Annotated in this window: 19 protein-coding genes; 6 read left to right on the top strand and 13 right to left on the bottom strand. The window is 46.7% G+C overall.

The window, feature by feature from the left end:
• The first annotated feature begins 263 nt into the window (after window positions 1-263).
• Window positions 264-1,532, top strand: a complete 1,269-nt coding sequence (locus tag ACUUJN_RS05705; protein ID WP_076264423.1) for an MFS transporter — start codon at window positions 264-266, stop codon at window positions 1,530-1,532.
• Window positions 1,533-1,635: 103 nt separating this feature from the next.
• Here the strand turns inward: ACUUJN_RS05705 and ACUUJN_RS05700 are convergent, their stop codons facing one another.
• Window positions 1,636-2,550, bottom strand: a complete 915-nt coding sequence (locus ACUUJN_RS05700) for an EcsC family protein (protein ID WP_069081212.1) — start codon at window positions 2,548-2,550, stop codon at window positions 1,636-1,638.
• A 132-nt stretch (window positions 2,551-2,682) separates the two neighbouring features.
• Here ACUUJN_RS05700 and ACUUJN_RS05695 point away from each other — a divergent pair, with 132 nt between their 5' ends.
• Entirely contained in the window at window positions 2,683-3,159 is a 477-nt protein-coding gene (locus tag ACUUJN_RS05695) for a GNAT family N-acetyltransferase (RefSeq protein WP_048481495.1), read from the top strand.
• A 65-nt stretch (window positions 3,160-3,224) separates the two neighbouring features.
• Here ACUUJN_RS05695 and ACUUJN_RS05690 read toward each other — a convergent pair whose 3' ends face one another.
• On the bottom strand, window positions 3,225-3,650 hold the full coding sequence (locus ACUUJN_RS05690) for an Lrp/AsnC family transcriptional regulator (protein WP_023987353.1): 426 nt from the start codon (window positions 3,648-3,650) through the stop codon (window positions 3,225-3,227).
• A gap of 158 nt (window positions 3,651-3,808) precedes the next feature.
• Here ACUUJN_RS05690 and ACUUJN_RS05685 point away from each other — a divergent pair, with 158 nt between their 5' ends.
• A complete protein-coding gene (locus ACUUJN_RS05685) occupies window positions 3,809-4,561 on the top strand; it encodes an MBL fold metallo-hydrolase (RefSeq protein ID WP_076157796.1) in 753 nt (250 codons plus the stop codon).
• 119 nt (window positions 4,562-4,680) lie between these two features.
• Here ACUUJN_RS05685 and mmsB read toward each other — a convergent pair whose 3' ends face one another.
• From mmsB to ACUUJN_RS05660, 5 genes are all read right to left on the bottom strand, one after another.
• Window positions 4,681-5,844: a multiple monosaccharide ABC transporter permease gene (mmsB, locus tag ACUUJN_RS05680; protein ID WP_484669374.1), complete on the bottom strand. Its 1,164-nt coding sequence runs from the start codon at window positions 5,842-5,844 to the stop codon at window positions 4,681-4,683.
• On the bottom strand, window positions 5,828-7,378 hold the full coding sequence (gene mmsA, locus ACUUJN_RS05675) for a multiple monosaccharide ABC transporter ATP-binding protein (protein WP_025722458.1): 1,551 nt from the start codon (window positions 7,376-7,378) through the stop codon (window positions 5,828-5,830). The genes mmsB and mmsA overlap by 17 nt, the downstream gene beginning before the upstream one ends.
• 32 nt (window positions 7,379-7,410) lie before the next feature.
• Window positions 7,411-8,496 carry a multiple monosaccharide ABC transporter substrate-binding protein gene (gene chvE / locus ACUUJN_RS05670; protein WP_076157792.1) on the bottom strand — a complete coding sequence of 362 codons (1,086 nt, stop codon included), beginning with the start codon at window positions 8,494-8,496 and terminating at the stop codon, window positions 7,411-7,413.
• Window positions 8,497-8,883: 387 nt separating this feature from the next.
• A complete protein-coding gene (locus ACUUJN_RS05665; protein WP_069081246.1) occupies window positions 8,884-9,216 on the bottom strand; it encodes a nucleoside triphosphate pyrophosphohydrolase in 333 nt (110 codons plus the stop codon).
• 74 nt (window positions 9,217-9,290) lie between these two features.
• On the bottom strand, window positions 9,291-9,830 hold the full coding sequence (locus tag ACUUJN_RS05660; protein WP_484669373.1) for a hypothetical protein: 540 nt from the start codon (window positions 9,828-9,830) through the stop codon (window positions 9,291-9,293).
• Between the two features lie 454 nt (window positions 9,831-10,284).
• Here ACUUJN_RS05660 and ACUUJN_RS05655 point away from each other — a divergent pair, with 454 nt between their 5' ends.
• Window positions 10,285-10,632, top strand: a complete 348-nt coding sequence (locus tag ACUUJN_RS05655; protein WP_023987345.1) for a helix-turn-helix domain-containing protein — start codon at window positions 10,285-10,287, stop codon at window positions 10,630-10,632.
• A 41-nt stretch (window positions 10,633-10,673) separates the two neighbouring features.
• Here ACUUJN_RS05655 and hcp read toward each other — a convergent pair whose 3' ends face one another.
• The 4 genes from hcp to ACUUJN_RS05635 all read right to left on the bottom strand — a co-directional run bounded on the left by hcp (window position 10,674) and on the right by ACUUJN_RS05635 (window position 16,406).
• Window positions 10,674-11,966 (bottom strand): hydroxylamine reductase, encoded by a 1,293-nt coding sequence (gene hcp, locus ACUUJN_RS05650; protein WP_028543172.1) that lies wholly within the window; start codon window positions 11,964-11,966, stop codon window positions 10,674-10,676.
• Between the two features lie 145 nt (window positions 11,967-12,111).
• Window positions 12,112-13,413, bottom strand: a complete 1,302-nt coding sequence (locus ACUUJN_RS05645; protein WP_076157784.1) for a response regulator — start codon at window positions 13,411-13,413, stop codon at window positions 12,112-12,114.
• A complete protein-coding gene (locus ACUUJN_RS05640) occupies window positions 13,364-15,361 on the bottom strand; it encodes a cache domain-containing sensor histidine kinase (protein ID WP_484669372.1) in 1,998 nt (665 codons plus the stop codon). The genes ACUUJN_RS05645 and ACUUJN_RS05640 overlap by 50 nt, the downstream gene beginning before the upstream one ends.
• 37 nt (window positions 15,362-15,398) lie before the next feature.
• Window positions 15,399-16,406 carry a substrate-binding domain-containing protein gene (locus ACUUJN_RS05635; RefSeq protein ID WP_023987342.1) on the bottom strand — a complete coding sequence of 336 codons (1,008 nt, stop codon included), beginning with the start codon at window positions 16,404-16,406 and terminating at the stop codon, window positions 15,399-15,401.
• A 218-nt stretch (window positions 16,407-16,624) separates the two neighbouring features.
• On the opposite strand from ACUUJN_RS05635, the gene ACUUJN_RS05630 reads away from it, so the two are divergent.
• A complete protein-coding gene (locus tag ACUUJN_RS05630) occupies window positions 16,625-17,851 on the top strand; it encodes an acyltransferase (RefSeq protein ID WP_484669371.1) in 1,227 nt (408 codons plus the stop codon).
• Window positions 17,852-18,114: 263 nt separating this feature from the next.
• On the opposite strand, the gene ACUUJN_RS05625 is transcribed toward ACUUJN_RS05630, so the two are convergent.
• Complete coding sequence (locus tag ACUUJN_RS05625; RefSeq protein WP_484669370.1) at window positions 18,115-18,300, bottom strand: Spo0E family sporulation regulatory protein-aspartic acid phosphatase; 186 nt, start codon at window positions 18,298-18,300, stop codon at window positions 18,115-18,117.
• Window positions 18,301-18,526: 226 nt separating this feature from the next.
• Complete coding sequence (locus ACUUJN_RS05620; protein ID WP_484669369.1) at window positions 18,527-19,924, bottom strand: helix-turn-helix domain-containing protein; 1,398 nt, start codon at window positions 19,922-19,924, stop codon at window positions 18,527-18,529.
• Between the two features lie 198 nt (window positions 19,925-20,122).
• On the opposite strand from ACUUJN_RS05620, the gene ACUUJN_RS05615 reads away from it, so the two are divergent.
• On the top strand, window positions 20,123-20,572 hold the full coding sequence (locus ACUUJN_RS05615; RefSeq protein WP_484669368.1) for an AbrB/MazE/SpoVT family DNA-binding domain-containing protein: 450 nt from the start codon (window positions 20,123-20,125) through the stop codon (window positions 20,570-20,572).
• The last annotated feature ends 41 nt before the right edge of the window (window positions 20,573-20,613 follow it).

Here is a 20,613-nt window from a genome sequence, read left to right as displayed (position 1 = left end):
TCACTTCGATCTCTATTTTGCTGATTTGAAAAGCGCTCTTGGGACTTATGCAAAATACTCACATATATATCGGTTTTGAGGATGATAAACGTTTGAATTTCGATGTACCATTTTAGAAACCAACTAAATCGAGTAATAAAGAGTATCCAGCAGAATGGGCAAGCAGCGATGAGTAAAGGGGGACTTTATCCCACTTTCAGCCATTTGCTGCAAACGGATCGCTTCCTATATCTTAAAATATACATACATATTCGGAGGTTGCCATGACTAGTAAATCTGCTACAAAAAATGAAACGGGCCAATCGCTTCCCCTCCCGGGGCCGCAAGCGAAAAGCACCGTTTTTGCGATTCTGATTGCGATCAGTTTCGTCCATCTGTTCAATGACTCGATTCAATCGGTCATTCCAGCGATCTTTCCGATCTTAAAGGAATCTATGAGCCTGAGCTACACGCAGATCGGCTGGATTTCATTCGCGATCAATTTTACAGCTTCAATCATGCAGCCCGTGATTGGCTTGTTTTCGGACAAACGACCTACGCCAGCTATTCTTCCCATCGGTATGGGCTTTACGCTGACTGGCATGCTGCTGCTCGCCTATGCTGCCGATTATAAAGCGGTGCTGATCGCAGTCATCTTTGTGGGTCTGGGCTCGGCTGCCTTTCACCCTGAAGGCTCGCGCGTATCCCATATGGCGGCAGGATCACGCCGGGGATTGGCACAATCCATTTTTCAAGTTGGCGGCAATGCGGGCCAATCGCTGGCGCCGATGCTCACGAGCTGGATTTTTATCCCGTTAGGACAATTCGGTGCGATCTGGTTCACAGGTATTGCAGCAGCGGGAATTGTGGTGCAATCGTTCATCGCCCGCTGGTACGGTAACGTCCTGCGTACAGAAGGCATTGCACGCAAAAAAGCGGTGGCACGCCGCATGAAGCCCGAAGTGCGTAACCGCGTTATGTTTGCCATGATTGTCCTCATTCTACTGGTATTCGTCCGTTCGTGGTACTCAACCTCGGTCGGAAGCTACTATTCGTTTTACCTGATGGAAGTATTTAAAATGCCATTGGCTGATGCACAGCTCTACATTTTCCTGTTCCTCGGGGCTGGAGCGCTGGGCACCTTCTTTGGCGGTCCTCTCGCGGACCGTTTTGGTAAACGCAACATGATTTTTCTGTCCATGGTATTAGCTGCACCACTCGCGCTGGCACTACCTTATGCCAACCAATTCTGGACGGCGATCCTGCTGGCAATTATCGGGTTTATTATGCTGTCTAGCTTTTCGGTCACAGTCGTATATGCACAGATGCTTGTGCCCGGCAAAATCGGAACCGTGTCCGGTCTCATTACGGGCCTCGCTTTTGGCCTTGGGGGTGTGGGCGCACTCGTGCTCGGCAACTGGATCGACAAGGTAGGCATCACTCACATCATGTTCCTGTGCGGCTTTTTGCCACTGCTCGGCATCTTAACCTTCCTGCTTCCTACAGATAAAACCCTGAACCGCTGGGCGGAAGAAAATGGAGCCGAAGTGTAACAGGCAAACGTGTGGCGGCCATCTTGGCCGCTGCACAACTTTATAGCCAACTCACGTGTTTCCTCACGAAAAAAATATCCCCTTTTACGCCTAAGTGTTGCAATCAGTTCTCTACTTCTGCCAAACGCATCAAAATACGACGCTTCCGATACAACATTTTCCCTGCTTCTGCTACGTCACTAATAGCGCTTCGATTCGCGATGGAGCCGAACAAAATGCCCGCAATCGGGACCATTTGAAGCAGCTTTTTCCATCCAAACTGATCACGATAGGTGTTAATGACCTCTCTCCATCCCTGCATCTGGGAAAAAACCTGTGCCTGACGTGAAGGATCATCAAACAAAGCCAGCTCCTCTAAAACAGCCTTTTTACCCACAATATCAGATGAAGCAAATTGCATACATTTAATAATAAAAATGCGTTCCTGCTTATCATGGGGATTAAAGCCATAACACAAGGCTATTTCCTGAAGCACTTTGAGTGACAAGCCGAGCAAAAGAGGAATATCCGCCGCAATCGTAAACACACCCCCAATCCCCGTTGTTGCTCCCTGAGCGGTGGCAAAGGTAATGCGACCCGCCGTCATCTCGTCGGCAGTCCGATCCATGATTGTTAGCGGGAGCTCAGCCGCCTGCTTCAACTCCCACCTAGGTTCGGCACTATGTTCCGAATCAGCGTTTTCCCCGGCACGAGGCAGGTCCTGCGTATCCGACACGGAATCTGTGCCATTTTGCTGAATTACATGTTCATGGGCCGTCTTTTTCAGCCTGTTCAGAACCGTTTCTTCCTTCACCAAATATTTGCCGCCGTTCTGAATGAAACTGCCCATCTCATTAAGCAGTTGCTCTAGCTTGTCTTTAATGATTTTGGGCGTCAGCCGATCCAGCAGCATAAAAGGCCATCTGCCGATTTTTTCCCAGAAAAAAATGTCCTTCTGTTCCTTTTCCCATTTTTCAATATTCTTCAGCTCATGACGCAATACGTCCTGGCTTTCCCGATATTCTGCAAGCTGCTTCATAACCGTAGACGTCTCCTTTTGACTATGCTAGTTTATGTATGGGTAATACGTAAGCAAGGCGAGTTCAGGTTTCTTTTTTTAGCAAACTAGATGATATAGAAAGTTAAAATCCGTACAGATCGGAGTGTAATGATGAATAATGTAGAGCTTGTCCCTTACCATTGTGGGCATGATGCCATTTTACATACCTTCTACTTACCTGAGGAGCAGAAGCAGTTTACTGGAATGCCGGATGAAATGCTGACACTGGCCAAGGAAGATCCGCACCGCCATCCTGTCGTGATTACGGCTACTAGAAGACCCGTTGGATTTTTCATTTTATACGATGGGGAAGAATTAGCGGACTATACGAATACTGCTGAGGCACTGCTGCTGCGCGCGTTCTCTATTCATTACGCAGATCAGGGACAAGGATTCGCTAAAAAAGGGCTGCTTTTACTACCACAGTTCATCGCCAGACACTTCCCACATATTCGCGAGATTGTACTGGGCGTCAATGCCCGTAATCTGCCTGCCCAAAATCTGTATCGCAAATGCGGCTTTATCGATGAAGGCAACACTAAAATGGGACAACACGGCTTGCAGCATATTTTTAAAATGAGCCTATAACGTTGAGCTCATAGCCTTCGCCCAAATAAAAAAGCTTTCGGCACAAACGCCGAAAGCTTTTATCGTTAAATCTCACCAATGGAAAAACTCAATTTGTAATTACCAAACTTCGTAAGCTCATCCAGCATGGTATTTAACTCTGCCTGTGATGACATGCGCAAGCGCATCCAATAACAGCCTTCCCCACTCACCCGATGGATTTCGACAATATAGGGATGCTCCCGTGCAAAAGCCTGGAAAGCACTGTGAGTCGTTCCTGAATTCAAAAAAACCGTAATAAAGGCATGAATCGTCTGGCCAATTTTTTCAGGGTTCCAGCGCAGCGTATAGCCCTCGATAATGCCCGCATCCTGCATTTTTCGAACACGTGCCCCTACGGCTTGGCCTGTCAAATGAACAAGCTGGCCGATCTCCTTGTTCGATAAAGAGCTGTCTTCAATTAAATGATGAAGAATGCGCAGATCGGTGTCATCAGGTACGAATAGTTCCATAGTTATTTTTCCTTTCATGATGAAACGAGTATGCTGGTTTTCCTTTCAGCAGGCTGTAGCCTGTAGCTCCTTGCGTCAGATATGATTGTAACAGAAACAAAGAACCACCGAAAATATACTCGGTCCAAAAACATTCACTACCAAAGGAGCTTCCATATATGAAAATCACACTAATCCGCAACGCAACCTTATGGTTGGAATACGCTGGAGTAAAATTTCTGATTGATCCGATGTTAAGCGATGCTGGCGCAAATCCGCCAGTTCCCAATACGGAAAATGCCCGCCGTAATCCGCTGGTTCCCTTGCCGCCGCAATGGCAGGCACTCGGACAGCCTGACGTTGTGATCGTCACACATTTACATCCGGATCATTGGGACCCGGCAGCAGTACACTGGTTGGACAAACAAATTCCCGTCTTCTGTCAGCCCGGAAATGAAGAACAAATCACTGCTGATGGTTTTACACGGGTTACTCCGATTTGGGTGGCTGGTTCTGTGGGAGAAATTGAGATTATCCGTACAGCCGGGCATCACGGCACCGGAGAAATCGGGGAACAGATGGGACCCGTGTCCGGCTTTGTGTTTCAGGCTCCAGGTGAACCTGTCGTCTATTTGGCCGGGGATACGATCTGGTGCAGTGAAGTCGCGGAAGCACTAGATAAATACCGTCCTGAGTGGACAATTGTGAACGCTGGAGGAGCACGGTTTACGGTAGGTGATCCTATTATTATGACTGCCCAAGATGTAACAGCTGTTGCACAGCATGCCTCTTATACACAAATCGTGGCTGTCCACATAGAGGCAATCAACCATTGTCTACTAACTCGCTCTGAGCTTACAGAACACATCAACCGTGAAGGTTTGGAGGGACGCGTCCATATTCCGGCAGATGGAGCAACGGTTTCGGGATAATATGTGTTCTGGCATCTGATGACGGTTCCTACATTCCAGGCCAAACAAACAAGACACCTCCAGCATCCACATTTCAAGTGGGACTGGAGGTGTCTTGTTTTACGATATCGAATCTGAGCTTAAGCTGATCTTTTGTTTTTGTTGTAAATATCGAAGGCAACCGCCAGCAGCAGCACCAAGCCCTTGATGCCTTGCTGCCAGTCAATACCCAGACCGATCAGAGACATTCCGTTATTCAGTACGCCCATGACCAAACCACCGATAATGGCTCCAAAAACGGTTCCGATCCCGCCGGATGCCGAAGCACCGCCGATAAAGCAAGCTGCGATGGCATCCAGCTCAAAGTTCGTACCTGCTCTCGGCGTAGCCGCGTTCAGACGTGCAGCAAAGATCAGACCGGAAATGGCGGCCAGCACGCCCATGTTGACGAATACCCAGAACGTTACTTTTTTCGTTTTGACACCGGACAGACCCGCTGCCTTTTCATTTCCACCCAACGCATACACATGACGGCCCATAATCGTGCGGTTCATGACGAAGGAGTATACAACGATCAGTATGAACAGCAGCACGAGAATGTTAGGTATCCCCACGTAGCTCGCGAGCATGAAGGTGAACAGATTGATAACCGCAGCTACCACAATCAACTTGAGTACAAATAAAGTCTGTGACGGAACCTCGAATCCATATTTAAGCTGAGAACGGCGTTCGCGAAGTTCGTTCACGATAAACCATACCGTGAGTGCAATACCGACAATGATGGATACCAGGTTATACCCGGTAGATGAAAAATCCGGCAGGAAGCCTGAACTGATTTTCTGGAATCCCCCTGGAAATGGAGAGATAGATTGGCCTTCCAACACGATCATTGTCAATCCGCGAAAGAGCAGCATTCCCGCCAATGTAACGATAAATGCCGGAATCCGTACATAAGCGACCCAGAACCCTTGCCATGCGCCGATTAACGCCCCGACCAGCAAGGATGCAATCACAGCGATCCATGCTGGAAGCTGCCAATCGACCATCATTATGGCGGCAACCGCACCGACAAAAGCGGCTATGGAGCCGACGGACAAATCAATATGTCCAGTGATGATGACCAGCACCATCCCGATAGCCAGTACGAGAATATAGCTGTTTTGCAGAATCAGATTGGTAATATTAATCGGCTTCAACAGCAGGCCGCCCGTCAGCACCTCGAACAAAATCATAATGACGACCAGTGCAATCATCATGCCATATTGGCGGATGTTATTTTTAAATAGTTTAGTTATGGTTTCCATGCTTCACGCCTCCTGACTTGGTCATATATCTCATCAATGTTTCCTGCGACGCGTCCTCACGGCTAACCTCTCCAGTGATCCGCCCAGCATTCATGACATAAATCCGGTCACACAAGCCTAGTACCTCTGGTAGCTCGGACGAAATGACCAGCACTCCCTTGCCTTCAGCGGCAAGTCGATGAATAATCGTATAAATTTCATATTTGGCGCCCACATCAATGCCGCGTGTCGGCTCATCCAGAATCAGAATATCCGGCCCGGCAAAAATCCATTTGCTCAGCACCACCTTCTGCTGATTGCCGCCACTCAGATTACCCGTTTTCTGTAAAATGCTCGGCGCTTTGATGTTCATGCTTTTTTTCATTTCCTCTGCAACGACGACTTCCTCCTGTTCATTGACGACAGCGCCCTTCGTCAGCTTGTTCAGGCCAGTCAGCGAAATATTACGCTTGATATCATCCATCAGAATGAGGCCATACTCCTTGCGATCCTCTGTCACATAGGCAAAGCCGTTGTTGATCGCGTCCGTAACCGTGTTGTTCTGGATCGGCTTGCCGTCTTTAATCAGCTGACCGGAAATGTTGCGTCCATACGACTTGCCAAAAATGCTCATCGCCAGCTCGGTCCGTCCCGCTCCCATCAGCCCGGCAATACCGACAATTTCACCACGCCGAATGTTCAAATTCACCTGATCCAGCACCTTGCGGTCTGCATGGTGCTCGTGATACACCGTCCAATCCTTCACTTCCAAAACGACTTTGCCAATCTCGGCATGACGCTCTGGATAACGGCTGGTCAGATCACGTCCAACCATGCCGCTAATGATCCGATCCTCCGTGACCTCATCCTTTTTCATATCCAGTGTCTCAATCGTCTTTCCGTCCCGCAAAATCGTAATTGAATCCGACACCTTTGCGACTTCATTCAGCTTGTGGGAGATGAGAATGCAGGAAATGCCCTGTTTTTTAAATTCCAGCATCAAATTAAGCAGATTTTCACTATCATCCTCATTCAACGCCGCTGTCGGTTCATCGAGAATAAGCAGCTTCACCTTTTTTGAGAGCGCTTTCGCAATTTCAACTAGTTGTTGCTTTCCGACCCCGATGTTCGTAACTAATGTATTGGGATTTTCACTCAAACCGACCTTGGACAGCAGCTCGCGTGTCCCTACAAAAGTCTCTTTCCAATCAATCACGCCGCCACTGGCGCGTTCGTTGCCCAGATAAATATTTTCCGCAATCGAGAGATACGGGATCAGCGCCAGCTCCTGATGGATAATGACAATGCCCAATTCCTCGCTCTGCTTGATATCCTTGAACTCACACGTTTTGCCCTGGAAAACAATATCCCCTTCATAGGTTCCATGCGGATATACACCGCTTAGTACCTTCATTAGCGTCGATTTACCCGCACCGTTCTCACCGCACAGGGAATGGATTTCGCCTTCCTTGACCTTGAGATTTACATTTTCCAAAGCCTTCACGCCGGGAAAGGTTTTGGTAATTCCCTTCATTTCCAAAATGATTCCAGTCATGGGATACGCTCCTTTCGGTTGGATTCCTGCTCTTATTTCAGTCCGATTTGCTCTTTGGTGTAATAGTGACTGCCGACAATATCCTTTTCCACATTCGTCCGATCCACCGAGATCGGATCAAGCAAGTAAGCAGGAATGATCTTTTTACCGTTGTTATAGGATTCGGTGTCATTCACTTCCGCTTGTTTGCCCTGTAAAATACTGTTGGCCATCACGACCGTTTGCTCAGCCAGCTTGCGAGTATCCTTAAATACAGTTTGCGTCTGCTCCCCAGCCACAATGGACTTGATGGAAGCCAGCTCCGCATCCTGCCCTGTAATGATCGGCAGCGGCTTGTTCGCTGATCCATATCCGACCCCTTTTAGGGATGAAATGATACCGATACTGATTCCGTCATAAGGGGATAGTACCGCGTCCAGATTGGCCCCCGAATAGTACGCACTCAGCAGGTTATCCATTCTCGACTGGGCCAATGCTCCGTCCCACCGCAGTGTAGCGATCTGCGCCATCGTCATCTGCTTGCTGCGCACGACCAGTTTGCCGGAATCCATGTACGGTTTAAGTATAGACATCGCACCATTAAAGAAGAAATATGCGTTATTATCATCCGGTGAACCGCCGAACAGTTCGATATTGAAAGGGCCTTTGCCTTCCTTGAGTCCCAACTTTTTCTCAATATATGCCGCCTGTAGCACGCCCACCTTAAAGTTATCGAAGGTCGCATAATACGTCAGATACGGTGTGTTGCGAATCAGCCGGTCGTAAGAAATGACCTGAATGCCTCGGTCGTGTGCCTTCTGAATCACATCCGTCAGCGTGTTTCCGTCGACCGAAGCGATCACCATAACATTGACACCCTTGGTGATCATATTTTCGATTTGGGAGATTTGGTTTTCCACCACGTCCTCGGCGTACTGTAAATCCGTTTTATAGCCTTGCTCCTGAAACAACCGAACCATATTCTCCCCGTCCCCTACCCAACGCTCGGACGATTTGGTCGGCATGGAAATGCCCACATAGCCTTTTTCCTTGCTGCCCGTTCCACTCTCCGCCAAATTACAGGCCGAAAGCATCAGGGCCAAAACCAGAAGCCATACGACAACAGCTCCTTTTTTCATATGAAGTTCCCCTTTCCTCATGTGATGCGGGTCATTTGAAGGTAAGTGCTGATTAGAGTTGAAATTAGATAGCGCTTACATAAGTGAGGCAACGAGTACCTCTCCTTTTTTTATGTGCAAACACATGGTATCATTCCAGGCCGGGAAAGGTCTTTGCTGGTTTTGAACTTTTTTTATAAAATTTTAACCTTTGTGAGGGGGGAGGGGGAAGTTGGAGGAGATAACATGAAACTCGTTGACTAAATAGTCATATGGCTTGTAAATAAATTAAAATAACTTCCACTTTATAATTTTCCGCTATACTGGGTGCTTAAAAAGAGACAAAAAAAAGGCAGCTCCAGTTATCAAGCTCCCTTTTTGAATGTGCTTATCTTAAAAGTATTTTAGTTAACTTTTACCTTCATCGACATCAATTAAAAACACTCGCTCCTGGAATCCGCCCCGTGCCTCGGCTTTGTCTGCCCGCAGCTTGTCCAGCTCTTCTGCATTCGCCCCATATTCTTCTGCCAACGCTCGGATGACTTCCAGCATATCCGCCAGCTCTTCCAGCGCATCCTGATCTTTGTCCGCTTCAAAATATTCCTCAGCCTCTTCACGAAGCTTGGTTCTCAGCTCCTGCTTATATTCCTCTGGGTCCAAAATGCGTGTCCGACACTCCTTGCCTTGAGACATAATGATATGCGGAATCCGATCTCGTACCAGCTTGTTGTATGTAGGCATATGAATACACCCTTTCTGTTATAGAACTTTAAGTCGTAATCCAACATCTTCCTTTTCCTCATTATATCATTAGCTCAAAAAGAACCGGGTATTATTGATAAAAGATCTATCGATTCATTGAACGGACTTTCTTTATAAATAGATGGATACCGCTTAGACGGATCAGCTACGATCCGCTGTGACAGAGACTCTAGAATAGAGTCCGTTTTATAAAGCAACTTGTCTACTTCCCCCAGCTTCATCGGCTCTTTAGATACATCATCTTCACCCGAAACCAGATAATGTACCGTACCGATAAACAGCACGGTATCTAAATTGGGCTCAGCCTCTGTGTGAATTAAAGGGAACAGGTCAGTCACGGATAAACGGATATACAATGGAATGATTTGATTTCGATGAACATAAATGGCCTTAGCCATAGAAAACATCGCTTGATCACAAAGAATGAGGCAGTTTTGAAACTGATGATGGTCGCGCATCATCTGTGCAAGCTTGATCTGGTATTCGGCAAGCTTTTGAAAATCCATCATGCAATTGAATATGTAGGTATCGCTGTACTTAGGCAATTTGAAATCGGAATCACTATGTAGGGGACTTAAGGAGTAATGTTTCAAGGGGAATCAACTCCTGAATTAAAATTTCATAAACGAGGATTTTGCAAAAATCCCATAAGCGACTTCCAATGAACAAGATATAGATCGAAATGGTTTAGTTCGTCTATATCCTTGCACTTCGGAGCGACTGGTATCGAATTTTGCAAAATCCTGAAACAAATGTGAGCAACATAGCACAATTATGTAACCATCAAGATGTATAATTTTCTAGCTACGGGACAAGCTTCATAATAAATATTACTATATAGTAGTTTTTAATTCAATTTACTTACTAACACTTATTAATTAGATGTAACTCTTTCTCTACACTTCTAACTAGAGGATTTTGCAAAATCCAATAAGCGACTTCCAATTAATAATATATAGATTGAGATGATCTCGTTCGTCTATATATTACATTTTGGAGCAATTGGAATCGAATTTTGTGAAATTCTTACTATAGAGAGGTGTAATCATGTCAGAACTTTTAGAATTAGTCGGTACACGTATTCGAGATATTCGAAAGTCTAAAGGGCTTTCCCAAGAAGCTTTAGCCGAAAAAGCAGGATTCAATTCGAGTTATATTGGTTTCATTGAGCGAGCGGAGAGAAATATATCTTTGAAAAATCTGGAGAAAATAGCGAAGGCATTGAACGTGGGCGTCTATCAGTTGCTTACATATGTGAAGGACAATGATGAGCTTACCGAAGAAGATTCGAGTATAAAAACCATTTTGACTCTCCTAAGGACTCGTGAATCCAAAGATACTGAGCTGGCATTAAAGATTCTTACGGACATCTTTATAAGAATCGATGAACGATGAAACAAAAAAGGAACTGCGCTTTGCAGTTCCCCACCAACCCCTTACGACAACGCCAACATCGCTTTCATATCTTCCTCTGCGGTAGTAATTAGCTTCAAGCCAAACATCTCCACCAGTACATCCAATACGCCAGAAGAAATGAACTCAGGCGGCTTCGGCCCAATGCGAATATCTTGGATGCCAAGGCTGAACAAGCCTAGCAGGATGGCGACCGCTTTTTGCTCAAACCAGGACAGAACAATGCTGACAGGTAGCTCGTTCACCGTACAGCCGAAAGCATCCGCTAATGCCAGAGCGATTTTAACAGTAGAACCCGAATTGTTGCATTGTCCCAAATCAATATAACGCGGAATGCCGGTATCTCCAACGGTGCCATAATCCACGTCATTAAAGCGGAATTTACCACAGGAAGTGGTCAGAATAACCGTATCGTTCGGCAAGGATGTAGCCAGCTCGCGGTAATAGTTACCGCCTTTGCCTGGTGCGTCGCAGCCTGCAATGACGAAGAAACGACGGATATGTCCGTCTTTAACGGCCTGAATAATCTCAGGAGCCAGCCCAATAACCGTCTCATGATGATATCCCGTCGTAAGCACCTGCTCCGAATCTACATCTGCGGCTGGCAGGGCTAACGCACGCTCGATCAATGGTGAAAAGTCGTCGTCCATGATCTTGGCTACTCCCTCCAGCCCGGCTACTTCATAAGAGAAGAAGCGGTCTGCATACGTGCCTTTAATCGGCATAACACAATTCGTCGTGGCGAGAATCGCACCTGGGAACTCCTCGAACAGTCGGCGCTGATCGTACCAGGCTTTACCGATATTCCCTTTGAGATGTGCATATTTCTTCAATGCTGGATAACCGTGAGCAGGCAGCATTTCCGAGTGGGTATAGATGTTTATTCCTTTACCCTCCGTCTGCCGCAGCAATTCCTCCAGCGCATATAAATTATGTCCGGTCACGACGATGCATTGGCCTTCGATTTTATTTTGGCTGACAGTAATCGGCTGCGGAATGCCAAAACGATCCGTATGCGCACGATCCAGCACATCCATGATCCGTACAGCCGCATTTCCGACCTTCATCGCCATTTCCAAATGCTCTTGTACATTAAAGTTAGAATTGGTTAAGGTCATATATAACGCTTCATGCGTGATCCGATCTACCTCAGGATCGGTATAGCCCAACTGGCGAGCATGTGTCGCATAGGCAGCAATCCCTTTTAATGCAAAAATCATCGTATCCTGCAAGCTTGCTATCGTCTCATCCTTCCCGCACACCCCAACTACTTTACACCCGCCACTCGGCGTCTGTTCACACTGATAACAAAACATATCGTTTTCCTCCAAATATTGATAGATATTTGTTCGTTATCCCCAGCGTAACAAACCCCTGAATGCGTAGGTGTGATTACACACACATTTTTTCTTACAGTTTATTATGAGACAGTGTGGGACTCATCCCCCATTTCAATCCTTCCTACTCCACCGTGCTTTCTTGAATGCCCCCGCCTTTACGGTACTGCACAGGGGACACGCCCATAGTCTTTTTAAAAGCGGTGCTAAAATAGTGCTGACTGTCGTAACCCGTACGTTCTGCTATATCATAGATAGACAACGTGGTGGAATCCAGCAGTTGCACCGCTTTACGGATACGGGCACGCGTGACGAGGGTCACGAAGCTGTCGTTGAGCTCCTTTTTGAGCACACGGCTGAGATATACGGCGGATACTTGTAGCCGCGAAGCAAGGGCTTCCAACGTCAGCTCCCGATCGGCGTAACCTTCCTGAATGAGCTGCCGGGCCCGACGTACGATGGGGGACAGCTGCGATTCGCCATACACTCGATCCCGACTCACCCGGTACGCGTCAATTGCGCCTTCCAGTCCACCCGCGTTGGACTCCACATGCGTATGAACCGCTATATTCAGGTAGCGTCCAATCGCCTGCTCCATGGAAGCGCCTATCGTCTCGGGTGCCTCCTGCCATAGGCATATGCCGATCAGTCCGTTCGCATCGCGGAACAACACATGCGGGCAGTCCTCCAGCAGTTCGCCAATAATATTTTCAGCGGCAAAAAGAAATAGCTGGCGGTCATTCTCGCGCATAATCGTCTGCCGGGCCTCTGCCGCAGGCCACCGTACGACACCGATCTGAGCAGGCGGCCGCGATGGAAGCCGTAAAAACGCCAGTTGCTCCATGACATCTTTTCCCGTGTGTTGCCCTTCCAGCCATTCCAGGCAAAACCGCTGGCGCAGCAGCGGAATATTCCGTTCAATCTGTCCGGCGGCTTGTTCTACATAGGCAGCACGCTTGTACTCTTCGTCCATTCGCTGACGAAGCCGCAACAACGCAGCATGAAGCTGATCCGCATCTACCGGCTTTAAAATATAATCCTCCACGCCAAGTCGGACAGCCTCCTGCGCATAAGCAAATTCATCATGCCCGGAAATGATCAGACAACGGCATTCCGGACGCTCTTCCCGCAGCCGCCGAATCAGTTCAATCCCGTCCATGAACGGCATATTCATATCGACCAGCACGATGTCGATATGAAGCTGACCCACCAGCTCCAGCGCTTCTTCTCCGTCCTCCGCCTCTGCTGCAACCTCCATGCCCAGAGCCGCCCAGTCTATGCAATCTCGTATCCCCTCTCGGATGATCGGCTCATCATCTGCGATCAATACTTGGTAACGTTTTGCCGTCCCTATGGTCACTTCCGTTATGGCCTGGTCAATCAGACTCACCGTTGTCGAGTTGTCTGTGGCCTGTGATTTCGTCATCCTGACCCTCTCCTTTTTCATAAGGCTTCTTCAGTTGCGCCATATCCAGCAGCAACGGTTGAGTGATCGTAACGCAGGTACCTGTCCCTTCTTTGCTCTCCAGTACAATTCCATATTCCTCGCCAAAAGACAACCGGATACGCGCTTGTACATTCAGCATGCCATAGCTTCTGCCATGGGTACTAACTCCCTTTTGCTTCTGCTTTCCTTCCATCGCCTCCAGGGGTATTTCCAGCCATTCACGCAGTTCACGCAGCCGGTCCGTCGTCATCCCTGCGCCATCGTCACGTACCGTCAGCAGCAGCTTGTCGCCCTCGGCTTTAGCTTCTACCCAAATCGTGCCTGGACCACGTCTAGCCTTGATGCCGTGATAAATCGCATTTTCCACTACAGGCTGAAGCATTAACTTCAACACGAACAGATCCTTTAGCTCGTCGGGTACATTCAATTCCCAGCGAAGTCGGTCACGATAGCGGGTTTGCTGGATTTGCATATAGCTCGATATATGCTCAATCTCGGAGCGCAGCGGAATAAAGTCATCCCCCTTGCTCAGCCCGAGACGGAACAATCTCGATAGCGCCCCCACCATGTCGGACACGTCGTCTGCTCCATTTTTTCGAGCCATCCAGTGAATGGTATCTAGCGTATTGTATAAAAAATGCGGCTTAATATGCTCCTGAAGGCTGCGCAGCTCGGCATCCCGCTTTTGCCGTTCCCTCAGTTCGCTAAGTGACATGAGACGGCGAATTTGCTCCAGCATCCGGTTAAAACTCCGCCCCAGCATCCCAACTTCATCCCCACGGTCACTCCATTGGCGAACTGTAAGATCTCCTGTCTCTGCTGCCCGCATATAGGACATCAGCCGGAAAATCGGCTGCGCAATGGAACTCGACAATCGCAAGGATGCCGTTAAGCCAAATAGACATACAATAAAAACAAAACAGACGACATAGAACTTAATTTGCCGAACTTCCAGTGTAGATTCGCGTGCCGGGAATACCCCCACTGTTCTCCAGCCCGTGAATTCGGAAGCCCTGAACATGAACAGCAATTCTCTGCCCCCAGCTTCACGGGTAAACATCCCGCTGTCACCTGCCCCGAACCATTGCGACGGAATGCGCTCAATCAAAGGCATATCCGGCCTGTACACGCTGCGCCCCTCAGCGTCTGTCACCATTAAATACCCGCTTTTGCCCAGGGTTACATCTCTGGCAGCCTGCGACACAGCCCGTAGCTTGAGGTCAATCATAATCACGCCTAACACGTGTCCGGTTTCCGGATCCGTAACCGAACGAACGACGGAGACAATTTCGCTGTCCTTGTACCGGACATGAGTAGTCACATTACGGTGGCTCGGCTGTCCTAGCACAGTGAATATGCCTGCATGCTGCGCCGCCTGTTGGTACCAGCCTTCTTCCGTCAGGCTACGCGTGCTTCGAGCATACATTTCATTGCTGATATAGTCGCCTTTTTCGTTTACGATCAGAATCCCTGCAATCTCAGGATATAACGTAGTATATCCCTGCAAAAATTGCTTCATTTCATATAGCGTATCCTGCTCCTGTACAGAACTTAATGCCTGCTTGGAGCTGAGAGCCTGATTTTGCACCGAGTTCTGTGTCCGCTCCCCCTGGTTTTCCGGCGTTACTATACTCGCATGACCCGCGTGGCCGTCTGCCAGCGTCCGCCCTTTCCAGAACTCCCCGATATCGGGGTTAAAAGCAATCAGATACGTCATGTTTTGCAAATTTTCCATTTTGGTGTCCAGTGCTTCGTTTACCTTGCCAATCAATTGCATCGTATGGTCTTCCACCTGCCGCTCAATAATCCGTTCCACCGTCCAATTGACCAGCAGACCTAATCCCAGCGAAGGCACAATGCCAAACAACAGGAACAGCAGCATGAGCTGAAAGCGTAAAGGCATATTGCGCAAGCGTAAGCGAGGCATCGTTTGGTGCACCCTTAAGTGGATACGCTTCCAAAATTTATTTCGCATAATAATCATCTACATTCGCCCGGGTGACCACGGAAATCCCAGTATCTACCCGCACGGGCAGCGGAGTGTTGTCGCCAGAGGAAGAAGGTGCAGGAATCGTTAAATGATGATGCAGATGGAACAGATATTGAAGCGACCAATAGCCCATATTCCATGTTCCCTGGGCAATCGTTGCCGAGATCGTCCCACCACGAATCATATCCAGTGTCGCTTTATTTGTATCAAAAGAAATGATTTTCAGCGGATGGCTGTTTTTTTGACTCAGTACCGCTTCACCCACACCTGTTCCTCCCGTTGCATCGGTCACAAAAATGCCCGCCAGTTTCGGATAAGCTTTCATCAGCCTTTGCGACTCATCCCGGGAGACCATCGCGTCTGCACGGCCATCTGCGACTTCCACCACCTTCATCGCAGGATACTGCCGCTGAATGGTATCGCGAAAGCCACGCGAGCGTTCTTCATGATTTTGCTGTCCAGGCAGCGTCAGAACAGCGACCTGACCTTCTCGTCCCAACAGCTCTGCCATCTTATCCGCAGCGGTCACGCCCGCCTTATAATTATCCGTGCCCAAAAAGGAATACGCACGACTCCCCGGCGCTCCGGCATCAAACAGTACTACAGGAATGCCCGCATCCAGCGCCTTATTAATCACCGGAATCAGGGAGTGAGGATCAATCGCTGATATGGCAATCCCTGCGGGCTTACGAGCAATCGCCTGCTCAATAACGGTCGTCTGCTCCTGCGCATCATAACGGGTTGCTCCCCGATACTCCACAGTCACCCCCAGCGCATCCCCGGCATCCTCGAAGCCCTTGAGCCCGCTTTTCCAATACTCCAAACCAGACTGGAAGGTAATCATCATATAGGTTTCTCCGATGCTGCCTCGTAGCCCCTTATCCTCCCAAGTGCCATTCAACGGGCCCGTTTGTTCATACCTGAACACATAGAGAGCAAAGGCCGCAATCAACAGCATATATACCAGCAGCGTTTTTTTCATCCTTCCTCTCCTCTTCCTGTGTATATCCTTAAGTTATAAATTCACTTTAATTTATTCTGGTTTTACTTAGATTGTAAACGCAATCATATCAAATTGGAACTACTTCACTCTTCTTACTTTCAGGTGGCGTTAATCCTGCACTAATGTTTCTACGTTACAATACCTACAATTGTGCTAGGGAAAACATGTGCGTATCTTGAGGAAAAGGAGTGATATGGATGAGCAAGCCGCGTATCGCGGAGTGGACAGAACTACGGGGCCTTGCCTACCTCGCTGTCGTGCTTCAGCATTGCATTGGCGAATATATTTATCGCAGCGACATCCAACAGCCAGATTCTGTTATGCTCGCGATGCTGTATCATTTGACACGTTTTGGCACACCGACGTTCGTTTTCCTGTCTGCGGCGCTACTTTTTTATAACGGCAACAAACCGATTGGCTATCCTCGCTATATTGGCAGGCGGTTTCGAGATATTTATGTTCCTTTCCTTTGCTGGACTGTTATTTATTGGGTATGCACTCAAAACTGGTCAACGGCGCAGTGGGGAAATATTTATTTTTACAAAGGTATGTTCGAGGAAATGATCATCCCCGTCAGCGGATATCATCTATGGTTTGTAGTGATGATCTTTCAGTTTTATATTTTGTTTCCTTTATTTTCAAAAGCAGCCGGCCAGGTTCAAGCGTTTCTACGTCGTTACAGCGCGAAAAGACGCAAACAGCTTGTTTTGGCTATTATGCTGATTGCCGCTGTGGTTTATGCTTTGCTGTTACAATGGTCCTACTATGACATGTCGGCATGGAGCACCGGGTTACCGTCCTTTTGGCAGACTCTGCTGGATTATCGCACCTATAACTTTGTCATGTACTTTTTCTATTTTATGCTGGGCGCAGTATGTGCTTACATGACAGACACCTGGCGTGGACTGGCCAAACAGACGTTGCCGTGGAATGTATTTGTCTTTATTGGTTTGTTCATGCTCATGGGTCACACGATGCTGATCCAGTCGGGCGATACGATCAATCTTAATATTTCGACCTATTTGAAGCCAAGTACCTTTGTTCTCATTGTGTCGCAGTTGCTTTTATTGTACGGACTGCTGCTCCATTTGCAAAAAGATACGCGATCCGAGCCGTTTCGCCGTATGCTGAACTGGATCGGACGTTATTCTTTTGGAGGATATCTGGCCCATGCACTCGTACTAGCCTTCATATCCTACTACACCCGCCCGCTTGCACTGGGCGATCATCATTTTACAGCTACGCTCATTACGTTTATCGTCGTAGCAAGTGTTTCTCTAGGCATAAGCTGGCTGTTTGCCCATCTGCCTGGAGGCAACTGGATTGTTGGTTCCAAAGGCAGACAGCGGTTGAAGTGGCACTCGTTTCGCTTCCAGTTCCTTTCCTCCAAACGTGCTTCCAAAAGCACGCAGGAGCTTGGCTAATCTGTGTCTGTGTTTCAGCATGGGGTTATAATTCCAATGGACTTTGGCAGGGCTCACTTATTGAGCTCTGCTTTTTTTTGTTGCCTTAGTATGCCGTCCCCTCAAAAAAGCGATTAACATTTTATGACATGAATATGTATTTTATTTTAAAATAAGTCATTATATAGAATAATAATAAACATTACGCGGGAGAAGTCATAGTTTTGCATAAAAAGAAGGGGGAATGAACCGAACATAACATCGTCGTTGTTAATGATCTAGCTCTAAACATAGTGAGGCAGCTTCTTGGTCTGAAACATACGGTTGTACTGATTAATAAGTTCATCCAAAAGCATAGACTGCTCAAGTACACAAGCATGTCCGAAGCCATACTCTTCGTAAAGATCATGCAAATGTTGTCTGGCGTGTTCCATCTGTTGAATTAACGGCACCGTTTCATACCTGTTCATCCTGCATACCTCCTAATGAATTTTATTTTAAGGAGGGATGTACAAATACGTCATAATCTTTTTTGAACCAAAAAATTACAAAATAATACAAAAATAGACCAGCAATAAGCTGGCCCAGTGGTAAGAATTGTTGCTCGTTCAAGATCCACCAATGTGTCCTTGAGTTTGGATCGTGCCGGAGCTTGGATTTCCGGCTTGCACTGGTACTGTGAATACCAGCAATAAGCTAGTTACCGCCAAGTAGAAAGCCATCCTTTTGATCATTTTTTTCCCACACCTCCTCATAAATGGATTGGAATTGTGTCTGTGTTTCAGGAGCCGCATGTGTTTTGAAATGAGAAAATAATCCAAAACAATTGGCAATAAGTAGTACATGATTAATTGTAACAGCTTTTTTAAACGCGTTTATTAAACATTTGAAACCATATGAATATCTGCCTTTATTTAGGCTATACTTAGCCATCTTGTACCAGAACCTTACGTATTCTTCTGGTAAAACTTGTTGTGTATACATGTCAGAAGATGATGGTTCCTGATATGCTGCAATTTGGGATTCAAAACGTCGGAGGACATGATCTACATCTACATTATATCGATTAGCTACTTCAAGGACGTTCAATAGCTCGGCCAAAATCTCTTTTTCGGCAGCAATATGTTCTACGTAATCGGGGAGAACACTAATATCCCCGGACATAAGCCTGTTGACGTACGTATTAATTTTCGCCCATTGTTGATATTGCTTCTTCCAATAAAGTGAATCAGGATCCTTCTCCTTCACCCAACTTAGATCGGCATAACCTCGAATATGTTCTAATGCCTGTTCATGATCACCTTTTGCATCGCAAGCATTAGCACACAGCAACTCGGAGTAAACTATGTATACAAACAGTGGCCTGCTTAGCTTTTTTCGTGGCTCTGTTCCTTTTCGCTTAGAGTTATGAACCAAATTATATTGGATCTTTCCCATTTGACCCATTTGAGATGAAAATTCATACACCTTGTCCCACATACTTAATGACCTATACACGTTCGCTAAATCTTTTAATGCATCTAATTGCTCTATCTCGTCTAAACGATCAACAAAAGGGGCAAATTCAATGGCAGCCTGAAGATTTACAGCTCTATCTTGTCCAATATTGATTTGGAACAAACGATACTGGCAGATCGCCAATCGCTCTGAATGCTGCTGCTTCTCACTTTCAGCCACCTTTTTGTAAAGGTAAGCCGCTGCTTCATTATAACCGTCTTTGTATACATTTTCGGCAACTTCAAAGAGTGATGGCGGATAACTAGGGTTATCCAATAACAGAATTACCACTCGCTGCAAGCAGTCCAGTCGTCCTAGCTCAATGCATCGGTATAGGAAAGGGCTGATTTTTTTCCAGTTGAGCGGAGATTCTTCAATACATTCTTCAATATAACGCTCGTAAAAATAATCCGGTGGTAAATTCATTCCCGCAGTAATACTATCCAGTTGGTGAACAGAAATAGATCGGTTACCGGTCACAATGCTACTAACTGTACCTACATTCAAATCAATCGTGTGACCAAACTTGGTCATCGTTAAGCCTTTTCGTTTCAAATAGGTTTGAATTTCTGCCTGTATCGTAGGTGTGATTTCCATGGATAAACCACCCTTTCAGCATTTTCATAGAATTTCAATTTCAATAAACAATATAGTTTGGAAACTAATAGTATAATTATTGATTTTCCTTCACGATAATACCATCTTTTGGAACAAACATAAATGCTTTTACTTTATTGATTTTTATATTTTTATTAGGAGATCATTGGATGTTGGACAATGGAAGGAGAAGCTCATTTGAAAAATACAGGTATGACACGTCCCTTGGATACGTTAGGCCGGATTGTTATCCCTAAGGAGTTGCGAACCTCTATGGGTATTCAAGCTGGTGAGTCTTTAGAATTTTATTTAGATGTTGAAACAGGATTATTGAGTATGCGGAAGTATATTGGAGTCTGCTGTCACTTATGTTATTCGGTTCAGGATTTAAGCTATTTCAGGGATTCATTTTTGTGTAAAAAATGCATAAATGATCTGAAGGGAAACATAGGTGTGAGTCAATTACCTGTTCCTGTCGTAAAGAAACCTGCATACAAAGAAAAAAGTAACCATCGGTCGTCTTCACAACATTTAGTTGAAAATCTAAGAAAACTCATGCGCGAGCATCCAACAGCCAAGCAAGGCGAATATGCTGAATGGCTCGGCGTATCCCAAGGGCGTATTTCCCAGCTTAAAAAGCTATTATAGGTATCGCTCAACTCATATTCTAGCAAAGCTAAATAACCAGT

The sequence above is a fragment of the Paenibacillus sp. LRG-1 genome (assembly GCF_057220305.1).
This window is presented reverse-complemented; position numbering and strand designations above follow the sequence as displayed.